The sequence below is a fragment of the Chitinibacter sp. ZOR0017 genome (assembly GCF_000799095.1).
GTDB classification, from domain to species: Bacteria; Pseudomonadota; Gammaproteobacteria; order Burkholderiales; family Chitinibacteraceae; genus Chitinibacter; species Chitinibacter tainanensis.
The window spans coordinates 77,937-94,413 of record NZ_JTLG01000044.1; the positions used below are offsets into that span (position 1 = coordinate 77,937).

A 16,477-nucleotide genomic window follows, 5' to 3' on the forward strand; every position below is an offset into this window, starting at 1 on the left:
TTGGCGTAGTCGCCTTCCGCGGGGGACGTACTTTCTTTGCGTCGCCAAAGAAAGTACGCAAAGAAAGGCGACCCGGGCGAAAAGCGCTCCGCGCTGCCCTTGCTTCGTCGTGAGCCAAACGATGCAACTGTTTGTCTCTCTCCTTGCTGCGGTTTTCGCTACACGGGGATAAAAGCCCCAGCGCAATCAGCGCGGTACTGCCGTAGGGTGGCGTAGGACGTAACCCACCATTTGATGCTTGGTGGGTATGTTGCTGTAGCCTTTGTATTGATTTGCTTCAATGAATATACCCCGGTGCCGCATAGCGGTGCCGATATTTAAGACGGTTCGGTGAGGCGTTTTAAATATCGGTGATCCCGATTTTAAATTTATGCAAAAGTCGCCTAGCAAGGCAGTTTGTCGCAGCCTGTACAAGTCGTACGGCCAGACAAAGTAACGCAGCTAGGTGAGTTTTGTTTTAACAGATAGGAATGATTGTGACCCAACACCCGCTCGACCTTCTCATCGCTCGCCTGCCTAAGGCTGAGCTGCATCTGCATATCGAAGGCTCGCTCGAGCCCGAGATGATGTTTGCGCTGGCGCAGCGCAATGGCGTGGCTTTGCCTTACGCCGATGTGGCGGCGGTGCGGGCGGCGTATGAGTTTGATAGCCTGCAATCCTTCCTCGATCTTTACTATGCGGGCGCCTCGGTGCTGCTTACCGAGCAAGATTTTTACGATCTGACTTGGGCCTACCTTGAAAAAGCCCACGCCGATCAGATCGTGCACACCGAAATTTTCTTCGACCCGCAAACCCACACCGCGCGCGGCATTGATTTTGCCGTGCCGCTCGCAGGCATCCGCCGCGCTTTGCGCGATGGCGAAGCCAAGCTTGGCATGAGCTTCAAGCTGATCATGTGTTTCCTGCGTCATCTGTCGGAAGCCGATGGCTTCGCCACGCTGGCGCAGGCCGAGCCGTATCTCGATCAAATCGACGGTGTCGGGCTGGATTCCAGCGAAATGGGCCACCCGCCCAGCAAATTTGCGCGGCTGTTTGCCCGTTGCGCCGAGCTGGGCTTGCCCGCCGTGGCGCATGCCGGCGAAGAAGGCCCCGCCAGCTATATCTGGGAAGCGCTCGATCTGCTCAAATCACGTCGCATCGATCACGGTGTGCGCTGCACCGAAGACCCGGCGCTAGTGGCGCGCCTGGCCGCCGAGCAAGTGCCGCTCACCGTCTGCCCGCTATCAAATTTAAAACTCTGCGTGGTCACCGATCTGGCGCAACACAATCTGCGCCAGCTCTTGCAAGCCGGCCTGTGCGCGATGGTGAATTCGGATGATCCGGCCTATTTTGGCGGCTATCTCAATCAGAATTTCTACGCCTGTCGGCAGGCGCTGCAACTGAGCGCCGACGAAATTGTCCAACTGGTGCGCAATAGTTTCGCCGCCAGCTGGTTGCCCGCGGCGCAACAAGCGCACTGGCAAGCCCAAATTACCCAAGTGCTGGCCGACCATCAGGCCGCCCACGCTTGAACCGGAAATGGCCGCCATGTTCAAACTCTGCCAACGTCTATCCCTCATCGCGCTGCTGGCCATGCTGACGGCCTGCGCCAATCTGGCCGCGCCCAAGGTGAATCTGGTGCAAGATGGCCAGCTGCAGCCGCCGGCCGGGCAGGGGATTGCCGTGCTGGCTTTTACCGCCCAGAGCTTTGATCGCGATACCGCCGAAGCCCGCCTGCAGCTCGATGGCCCCGCCGGCCGCCAATGGCTGCAGCTGCGCTTGGTCACCGACTTTATCCGCGCCCCCGGCCAGCAGAGCAACCCGAGTGGCCGGCTGTTTGTGCTGCCGCTGCCCGCCGGTGAATATCGCCTCGCCAATATCTACGGCAGCTGGCGCCGGCCCGGTAATAGCTTTGATTTATTCGGCAACTGGGAAAACGTCTTTGTGCCGCTCGATCAGCGCTTTACCGTCCGCGCGGGCGAAGTGCAATACCTGGGCGAAATTCACCTGCAGATGAATTACCAATCCACGGTCGATTACCGGCAGGATTTCGCCCGCGACCAATACGAATTGCAGCAACGCCATGGCGTGAGCCGCACCGAGAATATCCGCCAGCAGCCGCTGGCCAAGCCCTAAACCTGATTCCTCCACCGCATGCGCAGCCCTCGCTGCCACTCGGTACCGAATCAACCGTAATGAACAGCAATCAACAATAGTCAGAACAGAAAGGAACCACGATGCTCAGCTTTGACGACGCCATCACCACCCGCACCGCCAGCGGCCAAGCCCCAGCCCAAGGCGGCCAGCCTGTACCGGCCCGCATCACCGCCGACGACAAACGAGTGATCAACGGCACCACCGACGTGAACCAACTGGTGCCGTTCAAGCACAAATGGGCGTGGGAAAAATACCTAGCCCAGTGTGCTAACCACTGGATGCCGCAAGAAGTAAACATGCAGCGCGACATCGAGCAATGGAAAACCGGCCAGCTCACCGAAGACGAAATGCGCATCGTGAAGCGCAACCTCGGCTTCTTTGTCACCGCCGACTCGCTCGCCGCCAATAACATCGTCTTGGGCACCTATCGCCAGATCACCTCACCCGAATGCCGCCAGTTCCTGCTGCGCCAAGCCTTCGATGAGGCCATCCACACCCACGCCTACCAATACATCGTGGAATCGCTGGGTCTGGACGAAGGCGAAGTGTTCAACGCCTACAACGAAGTGAAATCGATCCGCGACAAAGATCATTTCCTGATGCCTTTCATCGACGTACTGACCGATCCGGCCTTCAAAACCGGCTCGCTCGAAACCGATCAACAGCTGCTGCGCTCGATCATTGTCTTTGCCTGCATCATGGAAGGCCTGTTCTTCTATGTCGGCTTCGTACAAATCCTGGCGCTGGGCCGCCAAAACAAAATGACCGGCGCCGCCGAGCAATATCAATACATCCTGCGCGATGAATCGATGCACTGCAATTTCGGTATCGACCTCATCAACACCATCAAGCTGGAAAACCCGCTGCTGTGGACTGAGCCATTCAAGCAAGAAATCTACGGCCTGTTCCAAAAAGCCGTCGATCTGGAATACGCCTACGCCGAAGACACCATGCCACGCGGTGTATTGGGCCTGAATGCCAGCCAGTTTAAAGAATACCTGCGCTTTATCGCCAACCGTCGTTTGGTGCAGATTGGTCTGAACGAGCTGTTCCCGGGCGCGAATAATCCATTCCCATGGATGTCTGAGATGATCGACTTGAAGAAAGAGAAGAATTTCTTTGAGACTCGGGTGACGGAGTATCAGACTGGTGGGGCGTTGAGCTGGGATTAACAAAGAAAGGTCGCTGAAATGCGGCCTTTTTTATTGGAGTTTATATGAGTAAGCAAATAAGAAGCGTGAAAAGTATTCGTGAGCTTGTTGGTGAGGAAAAAGGATTTCGGATTGCTATAGAAATAGAGGGAAATGAAGAGGGAGTGATTAAGGCTGGATTTGAAACTAGCTTTACCCTTGGTGATGCAATAGTACCTGCTAAATTGGGAAAGTTTACTGCATTTAATGCCGATGGCCGCGAGGTTGTAAGAAAAGACCTTCCAAAAGAAAGTGTTTCAAGAATGGTTTGGGGGGCAAGTAGGGATTGGCATGGAAATATCCATACAGGGCTAAGACGACGAACTTTCGAAATGTACCCTCGTGAGTGGGAAGCCGCACCTGAAGAGCATTTTTATATCGCAGGTGATGGTGCTAAGAAATATGTCGTATCGAGGGGGCTAAGCTTTTCGAAAAATAGTGAGCAAGAAGTATTGTTCTTGGTAAATCTATTTTTAGAAACGTTTGGGGATTACATCGTACTTGATGAGAAGCTGGCAAATTTTAATGGTGTTAAGATTAAAAAATTAAATTGGGCAATACTCCCTGAAGGTGAGCATCCATTTGAAAGGGTCGAGTCCTTTGTTGATAAAATTGCTTCTGATATGTCAGACGGTGACAAAAAGGTTGTGGGATATAGAATCTCGACAATATTGAGCCATAAACCAGATTTTGTTGCTGTTGGACGCGGTGGGTTTCATGGCTATGTTGTTATGGGATTCGCTAAAAAAAATTTGTTTGTATTAGAGAGCCCAATTTTTGGAAACGCTACTTATGTTTTTGATGGTGAATGGGAAGATGTTTCCAAGTTAACCAAGAAACAAATCCTTACCAATCAATTGCATAAATTCCGTTTTGTCCATAGCTCAAAATGGCGAGCAGACATTCGGCAAATTTTAATGTAACCGTGTAGGGCTGTGGGGTACCGCTCATATTGTCACAGGGAAACACCAGGGTAAAAGCGAGCGCAAACCCAATGAATTCGCGGCTTAGTAGCCTATTTCGGGTGCGCTCAGCGAAATGCTTAGATTTGCGAAATAATGAACAGCAAGCATAAAAAAATTGCGCAAACATTGTCATTTTGTGCGCAAAATCGGCGCTGCTTTGCTCAGCGACTGGACAATCCCAGTATTCATCATTAGCCGCCACTCCGGTGCATCCAAAGGCCGCATTGCAGGCGTTGGTATAGGGCGAGGCTTGGTTAGGGGCGTGAACGCACTTCAGGCGGCGTTCTGCGCGCAATTCCAGCTTTAGAATTGCAAGACCCAAGATAGTTTCTACTTGTTTTTCGTTCATACTGGCTTGCTCCCTTGCGTGAAAAGCATACCAGTTTGCCAAGAAAATAAGGTAAAACCTCTATTTATAGCTGACGTATGGCAAAGATCAACCTAATTGTTTTTCAAGCTCCAAAATTTGTTCTTCCGTAAGATTTCCCTTCATTCCCTTCATTCCCTTCGCTACGCCTAAGTTGTAGATTAGCAAAGCAATTTCAGCCTTCATCGCCGGATCATAGTTTGGGTTTCGTGCGTACATCTTCTCTGTTAAACGCACCGCAACCTTAAATAGCGCAGGGTCTACAGCGCCGCCTGCCGCTATGTCAGGCTGTTGTATCGGCTCACCACGTTGATCTGCTGGCTCGCCTTGTTGGCTGGCCTGACGCGCCAGATAACGCTCAGGTATTTCATATACCTTTCGCCGTCCGCCAATCCCAATTCGATCTTCGCAGTACCAACCCTCACGATCAGCGCGCTCAATCACTTTGCCTTTTGATCCAGGAAGGCCAGGCAGCTTCATTTTTGCAATATCTGCGGCTGAATACAGCGTTCTCATCGGAACAGTTACTCCATGCAAAGCGTTCCGCTCGTGGAACACTTAAAAGCACAAAACATTTTGCTTTAAAAAACAAAGCCTTGTGCAAATTCAAATCAGAAAAACGACAAAGCGAAAGCGTTCCATTTGACGGAACACTTAATATGCACTCATCTTCTAACGAACGAGGCAAGCAAAAATGACAAATAAAGTCATCGGCCAAGACTGGCATCGCGCCGACATCATTGCGGCACTGCATAAGCGCGGCCATAGCATGCGTGCGTTGGCCATCGCCAATGGATACAGCCCGACATCACTTAAAAATGTCATGGATCGCTCATGGCCAAAGGTTGAGCGCATCGTTGCCGAGGCAATTGGTTGCGAACCCGCGCAAATCTGGCCGAGCCGATATGCCCCCGTTAAATCAGTAGCTGAGGTGCTGGCTGAAGTGAATCGAGATCTGCATATATCGGCACAGTTTAATGCAGTTAGCGCGATTAATGGCATAAAACAATCACCCATCTGTGAAGTTTCCCACGTGAATTAAGGTGATTGCAGTTTAGGGCGTGGCACTTAGTGCGGCCAGAAGTGGATTACTCGGAGCAAAAAACATGGCAGTGAGTAAACGAAATTGGAAACGTAAACGGCCTGAAACATTGCAGGATGCGTTCAATTTGTGCTGCGAATATGCACTGGAAGTAAAACGCCGTCCTGCAAAGCAAATGTGGGATTTGATGGCGACAACTCAGCAAACATACTCTCGCTGGGTCTCAGAAGGCGTGATGCCGACCAACCGAATCCTTCAGTTTGAACACCTGTGTGGCATCCATTTTGTTAGCGATTACCTCACGCTAGCAGGTGGTCGGATGCCCATTGAACTGCCGACAGGCCGTAAGGCGGATCAGGTAGAAATTAGTGATTTGCAGACACAGCAGGCCAATGCAATGGCTTTGCTGATTCGCTTTTATCAGGGTCGGGCTGCTTTAGATGAAACGCTAGAGTCGCTCGATGAAGTGTTGCGAGGTTTTACGTTCCATCGCGCCAATGTACTGAAAACGGCTGAGCCAGAGCTGGATATGTTTGCTGAGGAACAGGTATGAAACCCGCAGCAATCAAAACCCACTATAGCGCCAGTGAGTTGGCCGCGATGAAGCTGGCAGGTTTGCCAGCAAGTAAGGGGAAGGTGCTTGCTAAAGCTGAACGTGAATTATGGCCGGTGGTCGAAGTAAAAGGGATTGGAGGAACTCGTCGCGAGTACGCCCCTCCGGTCGCGATCATGGCGCAGATTCGTGAACGTGCGATGCAGGGTGTTATCGACGACTCTCAGTCTTTGCCAGTACCTGCGGCATTGAAACCGATTGCTGCTGAACCATCAACCAGCAAAGCACTGGTGGCGAATGATGTTGAATTGCCTTTAACCAGCGCAGAGCAGCTGCAGGCCGATTGTCGCAAAGGCGTTTTATTAGCTATCAAGCGTGTCATGGCAGGCTGTGGCGTTGGCAAAGAAGCCGCGATCAGCGCGGTACGTGTTGAGGCAATGAAAGAACCGAATGGCACGTTGGCGCGCATGTTCGCAGGTGCCGAGGATGTACGTGGCCGCAAAAATGACGGTACGGTGGCATCCAGCCGCACGATCAAGCGCTGGTTTGATCTGGAAAAAACAGGCTCAACAGCAGCAAAAAAACGTGCCAAAGACATGACGATCCCGACTTGGGCTGCGCAGTTTTTCGCATGCTGGCGGCCAAAACAAGGGCAAACCGTAGCTGCCGCCTACAAGATATTCGAAGAGGAGTGGGCAGAGGGCGAAATTCCATCTGAGCATGCAGTGCGCCGCTTCCTGAAAAAGCTGCCGCCTGAAATGTTGTATCGCCTGCAGCACAGCGGTGCGGCCTTGAAGGCCAAGATGCCTTACGTTGACCGCGACTGGACGGTATTTGATACCGGCGAATGCTGGGTTGGCGATGGTCACGGCATGAAGATGAAAGTGGCACACCCCGACCACGGTCAACCGATCAAGCCTGAAGTCACTTTGGTGATGGATGCGCGTAGCCGCAAGGTGGTGGGCTGGTCAGTGAGTTTTGCTGAGAACGTGCTGGCTGTCGCTGATGCAATCCGCCACGGCGCGACAAATCACCCGCTGCCACTGATTTATTACTCAGATAACGGCGCTGGTGAGACAGGAAAAATGTTGGATGCACCCGTGGTCGGTATGTTTGGCCGATTGGGAATTGACCACCAAACCGGTATTCCAGGCAACCCGCAAGGCCGTGGTTTGATTGAGCGCTTGTGGCAAACGCTGACCATTCCGCTGGCGCGCAAATTTCCTACTTTTCATGGCTCTGGCACTGATCAAGAGACTTTGCGCTTGGCAACTCGCGATATTACCCGCGCCCTGAATGCAGCAAAAAACAGCGATGAAGTGAGCAAAATCCCGCATCTGGTGAGCTGGCGTGACTTTATTGCTGCTCTTGAAGAAGCGATTGCGGATTACAACGCCAATCACCGTCACAGCGCATTGCCAAAGCGTAATGGTCGGCATTTAACGCCCAATGAGTTCTGGCTGGCTAATCCGCCAAAAGCTGGCGTAGTGATTGAAGAAGCTGAACTGCGTGAATTGTTCCGTCCGCACGTTATTCGTACCGCACGGCGCGGCAAGGTGCCTTTGTGGAACAACAGTTACTTCAGCAAAGAGCTGATGCTGGTTGATGGGCAGGAAGTACAGGTTGGCTATGACATTCACGACGCAGAACGTGTGGTGATTCGTACTTTAGAAGGCGAGTTTATTTGTGAAGCCGAGTTTGAAGGTAACAAGGTCGATGCCTTCCCTGTGCCATTCATCGACAAGCTGCGTGATGCACGTGCTGACGGCATTGTGAAGCGCGCCGAGAAGAAAATCAGTCTGGCCGAGGCCGAAAGACGCCCTGCGCTGGAAGTTCAGCAAACCATCGAAATACCAGGCATGCGTGTGATGACTCGCAGCCAACTGCATGAACAGGCCGCAGAACTGGCGGTGATTGATGTGCAAGCACTGCCACCAGTGTCAGCGCAAAGAACTTGGGAAGATTGGTCGGCCAGCGAGCGGTATGCCGCCTGGTGCGAGATTGATCAACGAATCAGAGAGGGGAAACCAATTAGCGACGACGAAGCAACAAAACACCGGATGTACCAACGTTCGCCGCAATGGCAAGTGCAGCACGACATGCACTGCACAACAAACGCGGACGAGCTGCAACTCGCCCGTGCTTGAAAGCAATTACCAACCACAACAACGATAAGGATTAGATCAAATGAGTACCCCAACCGTCAATCACGAACTTGAAGCTGCAGGTTTAGCGCAGATCGGCAACCTGACTTTGGTACAGGAAGCTTTGATGAGCGCCGTAGGCCGTCACTCTGGCCTGCCTGGTCTGGTGTGTTTCTATGGCCCTTCTGGCTGGGGGAAAAGCGTGAGCGCCAATGTGGTCGCCAATCGCACCCGCGCTCGCTATGTGCAAGCCAAGTCAGTCTGGACGAAAAAGCACTTTCTGAAGGCGGTGCTGTTTGAGATGGGGATTAAACCGGCTGGCACCGTCGCAGAAATGCTCGATCAGGCGGCAGAAGAAATGGCAGCCAGTCAGCGTCCGCTGATTGTGGATGAGATGGATCACCTCGTTGATAAGAATGCAGTTGAGGTGGTGCGCGACCTTTACGAAGCGAGCCATGCGCCGATTCTGCTGATCGGTGAAGAGCAGCTGCCACACAAGCTCAAACGCTGGGAGCGGTTCCATGGTCGCGTATTGGCTTGGGTGCCAGCACAGCCGGTTGACTTGAGTGATGCCCGCGCCTTGCGCTCGGTCTACAGCAATGACATTGAAATTGCTGACGATTTACTCAATAAGACGCTGGAAGCCGCACACGGCTCAGTACGTCGGGTCGCGGTGAATCTGAACAATATCCGCAAAGTCGCGCTGGAACTGGGGCGTGAATCAATGGATTTGAAGGCTTGGGGAAGTCGGCCTCTGTTTACTGGCGATGCGCCAAAACGGAGAGTGTAACGATGGGTGCGAAACGCAGTTATCGCGCAGCAAAACGCATGGAAAGCGCTGGTGGCCGTGGTTCCTTTCAGCGTATTTGGGAAGCCATTCGAGCACGGCGCGAGGATTTCACTCCCTTTTTGCTGCACAGCGATTCGGGTGTTGCAGCGGGCACGATTGGTAACTACCTCAGTGCCTTGCGCCGTGGCGGGTATATCGAACGACTAAATCAACGCCATAAAGCGGCAGATCAACAGCATTTCAAGCTGGTCAAGGATTGCGGGATTGAATATCCGCGCCTGAATGCAAATGGCACTCCAAACCTGCGGGAGCTGGGTACCGAGGCGATTTGGCGCACGATGCGGATCATTGGCGAATTTAGCGTTAGAGAACTAACCAATTTTGCCAGCACACCAGAGCGGCCACTGTCGCAGGATACCGTGAAGCTGTATGTGCGGCACATGGTGCATGCGGGCTATGTGGTGCGTACATCGGCTGGTCGGTACCGCATTGTGCTGGCCAAGTATTCCGGCCCACGTCCGCCCGTTGTTGGTAAGGCCAGCTATGTCTATGACCCGAACCTGGACAAGGTTGTTTGGGAGGAAAGCGTTAATCATGTCGACCTATGACAAATCTCGCGAATTAGCCAAAAAGTATGCCGATGAACATGGCTTTACAGCGCTCGGCAAATTGATTGGCTACAGCCGTCCTACTGTCAGCTTGTTTGTGCGTGGGCTTTATCCAGGTGATGCCGCTGCAGTGAGCAAGGCTGTACTGAAAAAGCTCAATACCGTGGTTTGCCCGCACTTACGCCGTGATATCGGTCTGCCAGAGTGCCAGGCAACCTCGTCTAGCCGAGCACCCATGCATAACCCAATGAAACTGCAGCACTGGCGCACTTGCCAACGCTGCCCAAAGAAGTCGGAGGTGGTATGAGTGCCAGAGATTGTTTACCGCAAGGGGCTACATTGTTGGCCGATACCGAGCGCGTAGTACCAGTGATGCGCTGGTGTATTCAACAAGGTGGCATGGTGTTGCAGCAAAACGCAGGGTATCGCAGTCGGCCATCGGTACTGATCCAGGCATCGAAATCCAGCCACCTGATTAAGCAATTGAAAGAGGCTGGCGCTGAAACTGTCGGGCACCAGTATGGAGTTAAAGGGCGAGAAAACTTGTGGCAGGCGGTCATTGATGAATGCCTGATTCAATGGTGGGAACCGGAGGTGATCTGATGAAAGTGCTTAATGACAATTTTGTGCAAAAACTCGGTCAAGTCAACGACGTGATCCGCCGCCTGCGCCAAGCGGGGGTGACCACCTTGGCCAATGATTTTGGCGGCCAAAGCTGGGGGCTACTGGTTGACACCCGCCCACCCGAAACCGTGGTGCCAGTCAGCATTGCCAAACGAGCTGGGAAGCCGGTGACTTTTATGAACGGCGTGCAGCTGAAGTGGGGTGAGCAATGATCCCTACTGGACTAGATACATGGCGGCAATATCGCGCTGAAACCGAGCGGGCCTTGATGACGGTCTATCGACCCGAGTTGGAAAAGCGCCGCGAAGCGCGGCATGGCATTGAAGATTTGGAATACACCCGCCGTAGCCGAGAGGTTTGGGAAATCGCAGAACAATTGGATCGGAGCATCCCACGTGCGTGATTTGCCCAACCACGTCAAAGCCGAACTAGCGGCAGCAGTAGAAACGATGGTGGCGCAGGGTGTTGACCGGCTAATCGCCCGTCAGAAAGTTTGGCAGAACTACCAGAACGAATTGGTGGCCATTGCCGAGACCATGCCCAGCGTCGCAGATCGTGCGGTGCCAGAGCTGCCACCACCCAAGCAAGACTGGCGAGGCCAGCAAGATTTATCTCGCCACGGTAACAAACCTTTATTCCGGCCTCGTGCCGATAGCGGCGAGCAGTATTGGACGCCAGAGCGCAAGGCCAAAAGCCAAAGCGAGCTGGATAAGGTGAAGCAATTACTCAGGATGAAGTTATGAAACAAGAAAATTTTATGGAAGACGCCAAGGGTCGCTTGGTGCCAATGGACATGATTAAGCCAGTCGATTTGCAGCGCAATGAATTGGTGCTGGAAATCGTCGCTAAAGCGCAAAAGGTCAGCGAGACCTTGGCCCAGTTCAAGAAAGAAGTATTTGACGATATCCAGGCATTCGCTGAGCTGTCAGCCGAACGCTACGAAGCCAAAGTGGGCGGCCAGAAAGGCAATCTGACGCTGACTAGCTTTGATGGACGCTACAAAGTCATGCGTGCAATCAGCGATACGTTGACCTTTGATGAAGGCTTGCAAGCCTCCAAATCGCTAATCGACGAATGCGTGCACGAATGGACAGAAGGCGCTCGCAGCGAGATCCGCGCACTGATCAATGACGCGTTTAACGTCGATCAGAAAGGCAAGATTAGCACGGGGCGCATTTTGAGCCTGCGCCGTTTGGATATTACCGATGAGAAATGGCAGCGCGCCATGAAAGCACTATCTGACTCAGTCACGGTGCAGTGCTCCAAGTCTTATGTGCGCGTGTATGAACGGGTCGGCAATACCAGCGAATACCGTTCAATTCCGCTTGATGTGTCGGGGGTGTGAAATGGCTGATATTTCAGTCAGTTGCACACGTTGCAGAAATAAACACCTTGAATCAGAGCGCATTCAGGTGCCAGCGAAGAATGGGATGTCACATCTTGTATGTCCAAGATGTAAATGCCGATCCTACTTTGATTTGACCCCATTTTCTGCATGGTGCTTTGCAAGTGGCTTGATCGAGTTTGGTCTTGAGGAAGATAAGCCGGATGGCGCAATTATTATTGCAAGAGGTGAAAAATCAAGCATCAAGGCGGTTGTTGATTGCCTAGCTCGACATGGTAAAGGTGAGAGCGCTGGAAAATTACTCGTGCCAGGTGTACCAGAAGCTGTTGATCAACATTCTGGTATGGATGCTTTGATTGATTGGCTTAAATGGTGCGCGAAAGGAAATGGCCATAAAGGTCGTTTTGGCGTCGAATTTTGTAGTGGGGTGTGACATTAAGCCCGACGTAGCCCGTAACAACCGCATGCGGCTGGCGTTAATCAGCCGTAAATCGAAACCCAATTTTAACGCCAAGGAGCTAGACCATGAACAAACCAGAACTCATTCAACTGATTGCAGCCAATGCCGACTTGACCCAGCGCCAAGCAGAGGATGCGCTGAACGCATTGACCAGCGCAGTGCTTGAAACAGTGCGGGCCGGTAACGAGATCCGCATTCCTGATCTGGGCAAATTCAGTGTGGATCAAAAACCAGCTCGCCCTGGTCGTAATCCACGCACCGGCGAAACCATCCAGATCGAAGCCAAGCGCGCCGTTAAGTTTACCGCCGCTAAGGCGCTAAAAGACTGGGCGAATCGCTAGGTTTACAGCGTATAGCGGCTTGCCTGCAGGTCGCTATGCGAAGTGAATCTGGCCAGATGCTTCTCCCAACATTTTAACGGAGCTGAAGATGGATAAGGCAACAGCGATCAGCAAGATCAGGAAGTGTCTGGCGCTTTCAAAGAGCGCCAATGAGCATGAAGCCGCTGCTGCGCTGAAGATGGCGCAAAAACTAATGGCTGAATTCGGCGTGGACGATGAAACCCTGCTGGCAGCAGAGGCTGCCGAAGCAAAAGCCAGGGCGAGTGCTAAGAAAGACCCCTCGAAGTGGGAAACGAACTTGGCACATATTGTTTCGGATGCATTTGGCTGCAAGCTGATATTTACCATGAGCTCAACCGGTGGTTTTTGGGGGTTCATCGGTTGCGGCGCCTCGGCAGAGATTGCGCAGTATGCATTTGAAGTCCTGCTTAGGCAGGTAAAGAAAGAGCGTGCAGCCTTCACAAAAACCGAATGTAAGCGTCTGAAGGCAATTAACAAAACCCGCCGCGCTGATTTGTTCTGCGAAGCATGGGTTTATTCGGTTTCTCGGCAGGTTCATAAGTTCGCAGGAACAGACGCCACCGTCGCCGCAATCGATGCGTTTATTGCCCAAAAATATGGTGAAAAACTCAAAGAGTCGGAGGTAAAAGATCGCAATAAAGATCGCAAGTTAAAAGATAAAGATTGGGATGCAATTGATGCCGGAATGCAGGCAGGTAAAAAGGCCCAACTGAATCACGGTGTCGGCAGCCAAGCAGGCGCGCAAGCGCTGCTGGCTTAAGGGGGCGATATGCTTTGGTTTAGAAATCTACAGATTTACCGTTTGGCCGCCGATCATGCGCTGACTGCCGATCTAATTGACGCCGAGTTGGCCAAGCGCCCATTTGTGCCATGCGGCAGCATGGACATGGACTCGTGCGGCTGGATTGCTCCTGCCAGGTTTGCGCAGGACAGCTTTGCATTTGCCCGTCAAAACGCCGTGCTGGTTTGTCTCAAATCAGAAGAGAAAGTGCTGCCCGCCGCAGTGATCAAGGACGAGCTGGATTATCGCGTCGAACAAATCGAATCGGCAGAAAACCGCAAGTGCGGCCGTAAAGAGCAGCGTGAATTGAAAGATCGAATTGTCGAAGAGCTGACCCCGCGAGCCTTTACCCGTTCCCGTGTGCGGCGTGCTTTGCTTGATCTGGAAAATGGGCTGGTGATTGTTGATTCGGCCAGTGCGGCCAATGCCGAGTTCTTGCTTTCAACCCTGCGTGAAACGCTGGGCAGTTTGCCAACTCGCTTGGTCGAAACTGAGATCAGCCCTGCTGTGGCCATGACCGATTGGTTGTACGGCGCAATCCCTGATGAATTCTCACTCGGTCAAGCTGCCGAATTAAAAGCACCAGGTGATGAAGGAGCAATTGCGCGCTTTAAACGTCAGGTGATGGATTGCAAAGAGGTCAGCGAGCACCTGAAGGTCGGCAAGATCGTCACTGGCCTCAGTTTGGCCTTCGGCGAACGCCTGACCTTCACGCTGACCGAGTCGCTGGAAATCAAATCGCTGGCGATGCTGGATGTCTTGAAAGACGAGCTGAAAGATATGGATGCCGAAACGCAGGATGACTTGTTTGAATCGCAATTTGCGCTGCTGATTGGTGAGTTGCGTGGGTTTATTCCCGCTTTGCTTGATTCCTTGGGGGGTGAACGAAATCCGTAACCTTAAGCATGTCTGATTCCCTGCCTGTAGCCCGTTAGCCATAGCGGGTTATGGAGAGTGAATCTACCGAGACTGAAAATGCTAGATAAAGCCCAACTTGCAAAAATCCACATCGCCAAGAAAGAGCTGGCGATGGACGATGCGACCTATCGCGCCATGCTGCAGAACGTGGCTGGCGTGGATTCGGCCTCCAAGCTCACTGTGCCGATGGCCATGAAGGTGCTCGCGCACCTGCAAAGCTGCGGTTTCAAACCCAAGGCTAATCCAAAGCATGGCAAGAAACCGACTAAGCCTGCTGCTGGCAAGGCCGCGCTGATGAGCAAGATCGAAGCCTTGTTGGCTGAGCGTGGTTATCCCTGGGAATACCTTACCCGCGCTAGCAAGTCTGGCCAGAGCATGGTTCAGCGGATTTGCAAAGTAGATGCGCTTGAATTTGCCACGGCGGAAGGCCTGGGCAAACTGGTGGCTGCGCTGAGCTATGACCTGCAACGTAACGGACGGAAAGCATCGTGATTACCATCGACCAAATCCACCAAGCTGACGTGCAACTACTGCCATCCAGTGTGCAAGAGCTGGTGCGGGTTATCGGCCTAACCGCCGCCCTGAAGTTGGTTGAGCTGCATGGAGGGACGAGCATATTAATTCCCCAAGGTAAAAAGCGTGCAGGTCAAATCGCTTATGAGGCGCTCGCAGAAATCATTGGGTATAAGGAAATGGCGCTGCTGGCCGAGCATTACCGTGGTGACGATGTGCTTTATATCCCTAGTTGCAAAGCGGCGGTACGTGCGGTACGCAATCGTCTGATCCGGTCAGACTTTGATGCGTACACCGGCGAAGAAAGTGCTAATCGCGCTGTGATGAAGCTGGCGCGTGATCATCATCTCAGTGACCGTCGCGTGTGGGAAATTTTGAAAGAAGTTGATCTGGTACGTGTGGAGCAAGTCAGCTTGTTTTAAGATTTGGCCTATCAATCATAAAGGCCTCATCATGAAACAAATAATACTTCCCGCTATTTTGGCTACGGCGCTTATCGGTTGTGGAAATTCTCAAGAAACGGAGCAACTAAGAAATTCGCTTTCTGATTCTCAGGCTCAGAACCAAACACTGCAGAATGAACTAAACCAATTCAAGGCCGCAAAAGAACCCCACGAACAAAAAGCGATGGAGGCTTTCTATACCACGTTGCGTAATACGACTACGTGGGATGAGTTTCCAGATAAACCTGCAATTGCAGGATATGAACAGGCAAAACGTACGCTGGCTACGATTGCGCTAGTCAAAGGAACGATGAAAGAAGCTGCAGCTAAACCTGAAACGCTGCAAACGTTTATCGGTGTTCTGAGAACCATGGAGCAGGCATGGCCAGAACGGTTTAGTGAAGATGGGAAAAAAATCCATGATGTCCTTTGGGCTTGTCGAGATGCTGTGATGTTGTCTCGGTTAACGCTTGAAGGTGTATCTGATTCACGAACTAATGATGTCGTGCGGCTCGCATCCATCCAGACTGATGCCGTTAGCCGTTGCTCCATGGGCTTGGCGCTGATGGCAAAAAGTGAAAAATAGTCTTTCGACTACCCATACCTAGTAAAGCCAATCTAGCAACCCACTGAACCCCATCCCCCCGATCACCACGCGCGCGCGAGCTGAAAATGACAGGCATCTACCAAGGAGCCTGTCATGCCCAGTCGCAAAATCGAAGACCTCCATCCTGATTTGCAGCCCATTTGCCGCGAGTTTTTACGACGCTGTGCAGCAGCAGGCCTCAATATCCTGATTACTGGCACTTATCGCAGCAATGCTGAGCAGGACGTGATGTATGCCCAAGGGCGAACTACGCCTGGGCCAATCATTACTCGCGCTAAAGGTGGTCAGTCAGCGCATAACTTCACCATCAACGGTCAGCCAGCAGCACGTGCATTCGATATTGTTCCCGTCAAAAAAGGCGCGGCAGTTTGGGATAGCGATGACCCGCTGTGGCAAAAAGCAGGCCAAATTGGCATGGATTTAGGCCTGAATTGGTATGGCCGTCCAGGTGCACCATTCCGTGAGTTCCCGCATTTTGAATTAAAGGCGGGCTAATCATGCGATTAATGCTTTCAATGGCTGCCGCAATGTTGGGTGCTTTGCCACAGATCTCAGTTTCTTATGGAGACTACCAGGGCAATATCAAAGCCAAAGACTCCCCTCAGCCTCATCGCCACAGCGGTGTACGC

The 16,477-nt window shown here is 52.4% G+C and carries 25 protein-coding genes; 23 read left to right on the forward strand and 2 right to left on the reverse strand.

Annotation, left to right across the window (positions count from 1 at the left end):
- Window positions 1–476 precede the first annotated feature (476 nt).
- The 4 genes from L991_RS13445 to L991_RS13460 all read left to right on the forward strand — a co-directional run bounded on the left by L991_RS13445 (window position 477) and on the right by L991_RS13460 (window position 4,249).
- Window positions 477–1,511, forward strand: coding sequence for an adenosine deaminase (locus L991_RS13445; protein WP_231550560.1), 1,035 nt, complete (start codon window positions 477–479; stop codon window positions 1,509–1,511).
- Between the two features lie 16 nt (window positions 1,512–1,527).
- On the forward strand, window positions 1,528–2,115 hold the full coding sequence (locus L991_RS13450) for a hypothetical protein (protein ID WP_156129085.1): 588 nt from the start codon (window positions 1,528–1,530) through the stop codon (window positions 2,113–2,115).
- Between the two features lie 101 nt (window positions 2,116–2,216).
- Window positions 2,217–3,308 (forward strand): ribonucleotide-diphosphate reductase subunit beta, encoded by a 1,092-nt coding sequence (locus L991_RS13455; RefSeq protein ID WP_028450801.1) that lies wholly within the window; start codon window positions 2,217–2,219, stop codon window positions 3,306–3,308.
- A 44-nt stretch (window positions 3,309–3,352) separates the two neighbouring features.
- Complete coding sequence (locus L991_RS13460) at window positions 3,353–4,249, forward strand: hypothetical protein (RefSeq protein WP_052190890.1); 897 nt, start codon at window positions 3,353–3,355, stop codon at window positions 4,247–4,249.
- On the opposite strand, the gene L991_RS17365 is transcribed toward L991_RS13460, so the two are convergent.
- On the reverse strand, window positions 4,173–4,640 hold the full coding sequence (locus tag L991_RS17365; RefSeq protein ID WP_156129086.1) for a hypothetical protein: 468 nt from the start codon (window positions 4,638–4,640) through the stop codon (window positions 4,173–4,175). The two genes, L991_RS13460 and L991_RS17365, sit on opposite strands and share 77 nt — an antisense overlap.
- Before the next feature lie 87 nt (window positions 4,641–4,727).
- Window positions 4,728–5,174, reverse strand: a complete 447-nt coding sequence (locus L991_RS13465; RefSeq protein ID WP_047396481.1) for a hypothetical protein — start codon at window positions 5,172–5,174, stop codon at window positions 4,728–4,730.
- 178 nt (window positions 5,175–5,352) lie between these two features.
- Between L991_RS13465 and L991_RS17950 the strand changes: the two genes are divergently transcribed.
- The 19 genes from L991_RS17950 to L991_RS13555 all read left to right on the forward strand — a co-directional run bounded on the left by L991_RS17950 (window position 5,353) and on the right by L991_RS13555 (window position 16,343).
- On the forward strand, window positions 5,353–5,700 hold the full coding sequence (locus L991_RS17950; protein ID WP_081986683.1) for a helix-turn-helix transcriptional regulator: 348 nt from the start codon (window positions 5,353–5,355) through the stop codon (window positions 5,698–5,700).
- A 64-nt stretch (window positions 5,701–5,764) separates the two neighbouring features.
- Window positions 5,765–6,253 carry a hypothetical protein gene (locus tag L991_RS17370; protein WP_156129087.1) on the forward strand — a complete coding sequence of 163 codons (489 nt, stop codon included), beginning with the start codon at window positions 5,765–5,767 and terminating at the stop codon, window positions 6,251–6,253.
- A complete protein-coding gene (locus L991_RS16640; RefSeq protein WP_052190892.1) occupies window positions 6,250–8,400 on the forward strand; it encodes a Mu transposase C-terminal domain-containing protein in 2,151 nt (716 codons plus the stop codon). The genes L991_RS17370 and L991_RS16640 overlap by 4 nt, the downstream gene beginning before the upstream one ends.
- A gap of 40 nt (window positions 8,401–8,440) precedes the next feature.
- On the forward strand, window positions 8,441–9,187 hold the full coding sequence (locus L991_RS13485) for an AAA family ATPase (RefSeq protein WP_047396484.1): 747 nt from the start codon (window positions 8,441–8,443) through the stop codon (window positions 9,185–9,187).
- A gap of 38 nt (window positions 9,188–9,225) precedes the next feature.
- Entirely contained in the window at window positions 9,226–9,795 is a 570-nt protein-coding gene (locus L991_RS13490) for a hypothetical protein (protein ID WP_047396735.1), read from the forward strand.
- Window positions 9,782–10,102, forward strand: a complete 321-nt coding sequence (locus tag L991_RS13495) for a hypothetical protein (protein WP_052190894.1) — start codon at window positions 9,782–9,784, stop codon at window positions 10,100–10,102. The genes L991_RS13490 and L991_RS13495 overlap by 14 nt, the downstream gene beginning before the upstream one ends.
- Window positions 10,099–10,398 carry a hypothetical protein gene (locus L991_RS13500; RefSeq protein ID WP_047396487.1) on the forward strand — a complete coding sequence of 100 codons (300 nt, stop codon included), beginning with the start codon at window positions 10,099–10,101 and terminating at the stop codon, window positions 10,396–10,398. Before L991_RS13495 ends, L991_RS13500 begins: the two co-directional genes overlap by 4 nt.
- Complete coding sequence (locus L991_RS13505) at window positions 10,398–10,631, forward strand: hypothetical protein (RefSeq protein WP_047396491.1); 234 nt, start codon at window positions 10,398–10,400, stop codon at window positions 10,629–10,631. Before L991_RS13500 ends, L991_RS13505 begins: the two co-directional genes overlap by 1 nt.
- Window positions 10,628–10,822: a hypothetical protein gene (locus L991_RS13510; RefSeq protein WP_047396494.1), complete on the forward strand. Its 195-nt coding sequence runs from the start codon at window positions 10,628–10,630 to the stop codon at window positions 10,820–10,822. Before L991_RS13505 ends, L991_RS13510 begins: the two co-directional genes overlap by 4 nt.
- Complete coding sequence (locus L991_RS13515) at window positions 10,815–11,162, forward strand: hypothetical protein (RefSeq protein WP_047396496.1); 348 nt, start codon at window positions 10,815–10,817, stop codon at window positions 11,160–11,162. The genes L991_RS13510 and L991_RS13515 overlap by 8 nt, the downstream gene beginning before the upstream one ends.
- Window positions 11,159–11,764, forward strand: coding sequence for a DUF3164 family protein (locus L991_RS13520; protein WP_047396500.1), 606 nt, complete (start codon window positions 11,159–11,161; stop codon window positions 11,762–11,764). The genes L991_RS13515 and L991_RS13520 overlap by 4 nt, the downstream gene beginning before the upstream one ends.
- Window position 11,765: 1 nt before the next feature.
- Window positions 11,766–12,197 (forward strand): hypothetical protein, encoded by a 432-nt coding sequence (locus tag L991_RS17075; RefSeq protein WP_081986684.1) that lies wholly within the window; start codon window positions 11,766–11,768, stop codon window positions 12,195–12,197.
- Between the two features lie 92 nt (window positions 12,198–12,289).
- The gene (locus tag L991_RS13525; protein WP_047396503.1) at window positions 12,290–12,565 is read left to right on the forward strand and encodes an HU family DNA-binding protein; all 276 of its coding nucleotides are present in this window, start codon (window positions 12,290–12,292) and stop codon (window positions 12,563–12,565) included.
- 88 nt (window positions 12,566–12,653) lie between these two features.
- On the forward strand, window positions 12,654–13,346 hold the full coding sequence (locus tag L991_RS13530) for a DUF2786 domain-containing protein (RefSeq protein ID WP_047396507.1): 693 nt from the start codon (window positions 12,654–12,656) through the stop codon (window positions 13,344–13,346).
- 9 nt (window positions 13,347–13,355) lie between these two features.
- A complete protein-coding gene (locus tag L991_RS13535) occupies window positions 13,356–14,264 on the forward strand; it encodes a recombination-associated protein RdgC (RefSeq protein WP_047396510.1) in 909 nt (302 codons plus the stop codon).
- 78 nt (window positions 14,265–14,342) lie between these two features.
- Window positions 14,343–14,777, forward strand: coding sequence for a gp16 family protein (locus L991_RS13540; RefSeq protein ID WP_047396512.1), 435 nt, complete (start codon window positions 14,343–14,345; stop codon window positions 14,775–14,777).
- Window positions 14,774–15,220: a Mor transcription activator family protein gene (locus L991_RS13545; RefSeq protein ID WP_052190895.1), complete on the forward strand. Its 447-nt coding sequence runs from the start codon at window positions 14,774–14,776 to the stop codon at window positions 15,218–15,220. Before L991_RS13540 ends, L991_RS13545 begins: the two co-directional genes overlap by 4 nt.
- 31 nt (window positions 15,221–15,251) lie before the next feature.
- On the forward strand, window positions 15,252–15,827 hold the full coding sequence (locus tag L991_RS13550; RefSeq protein ID WP_047396515.1) for a hypothetical protein: 576 nt from the start codon (window positions 15,252–15,254) through the stop codon (window positions 15,825–15,827).
- Window positions 15,828–15,941: 114 nt separating this feature from the next.
- A complete protein-coding gene (locus L991_RS13555; RefSeq protein WP_047396517.1) occupies window positions 15,942–16,343 on the forward strand; it encodes a M15 family metallopeptidase in 402 nt (133 codons plus the stop codon).
- Window positions 16,344–16,477 lie beyond the last annotated feature (134 nt).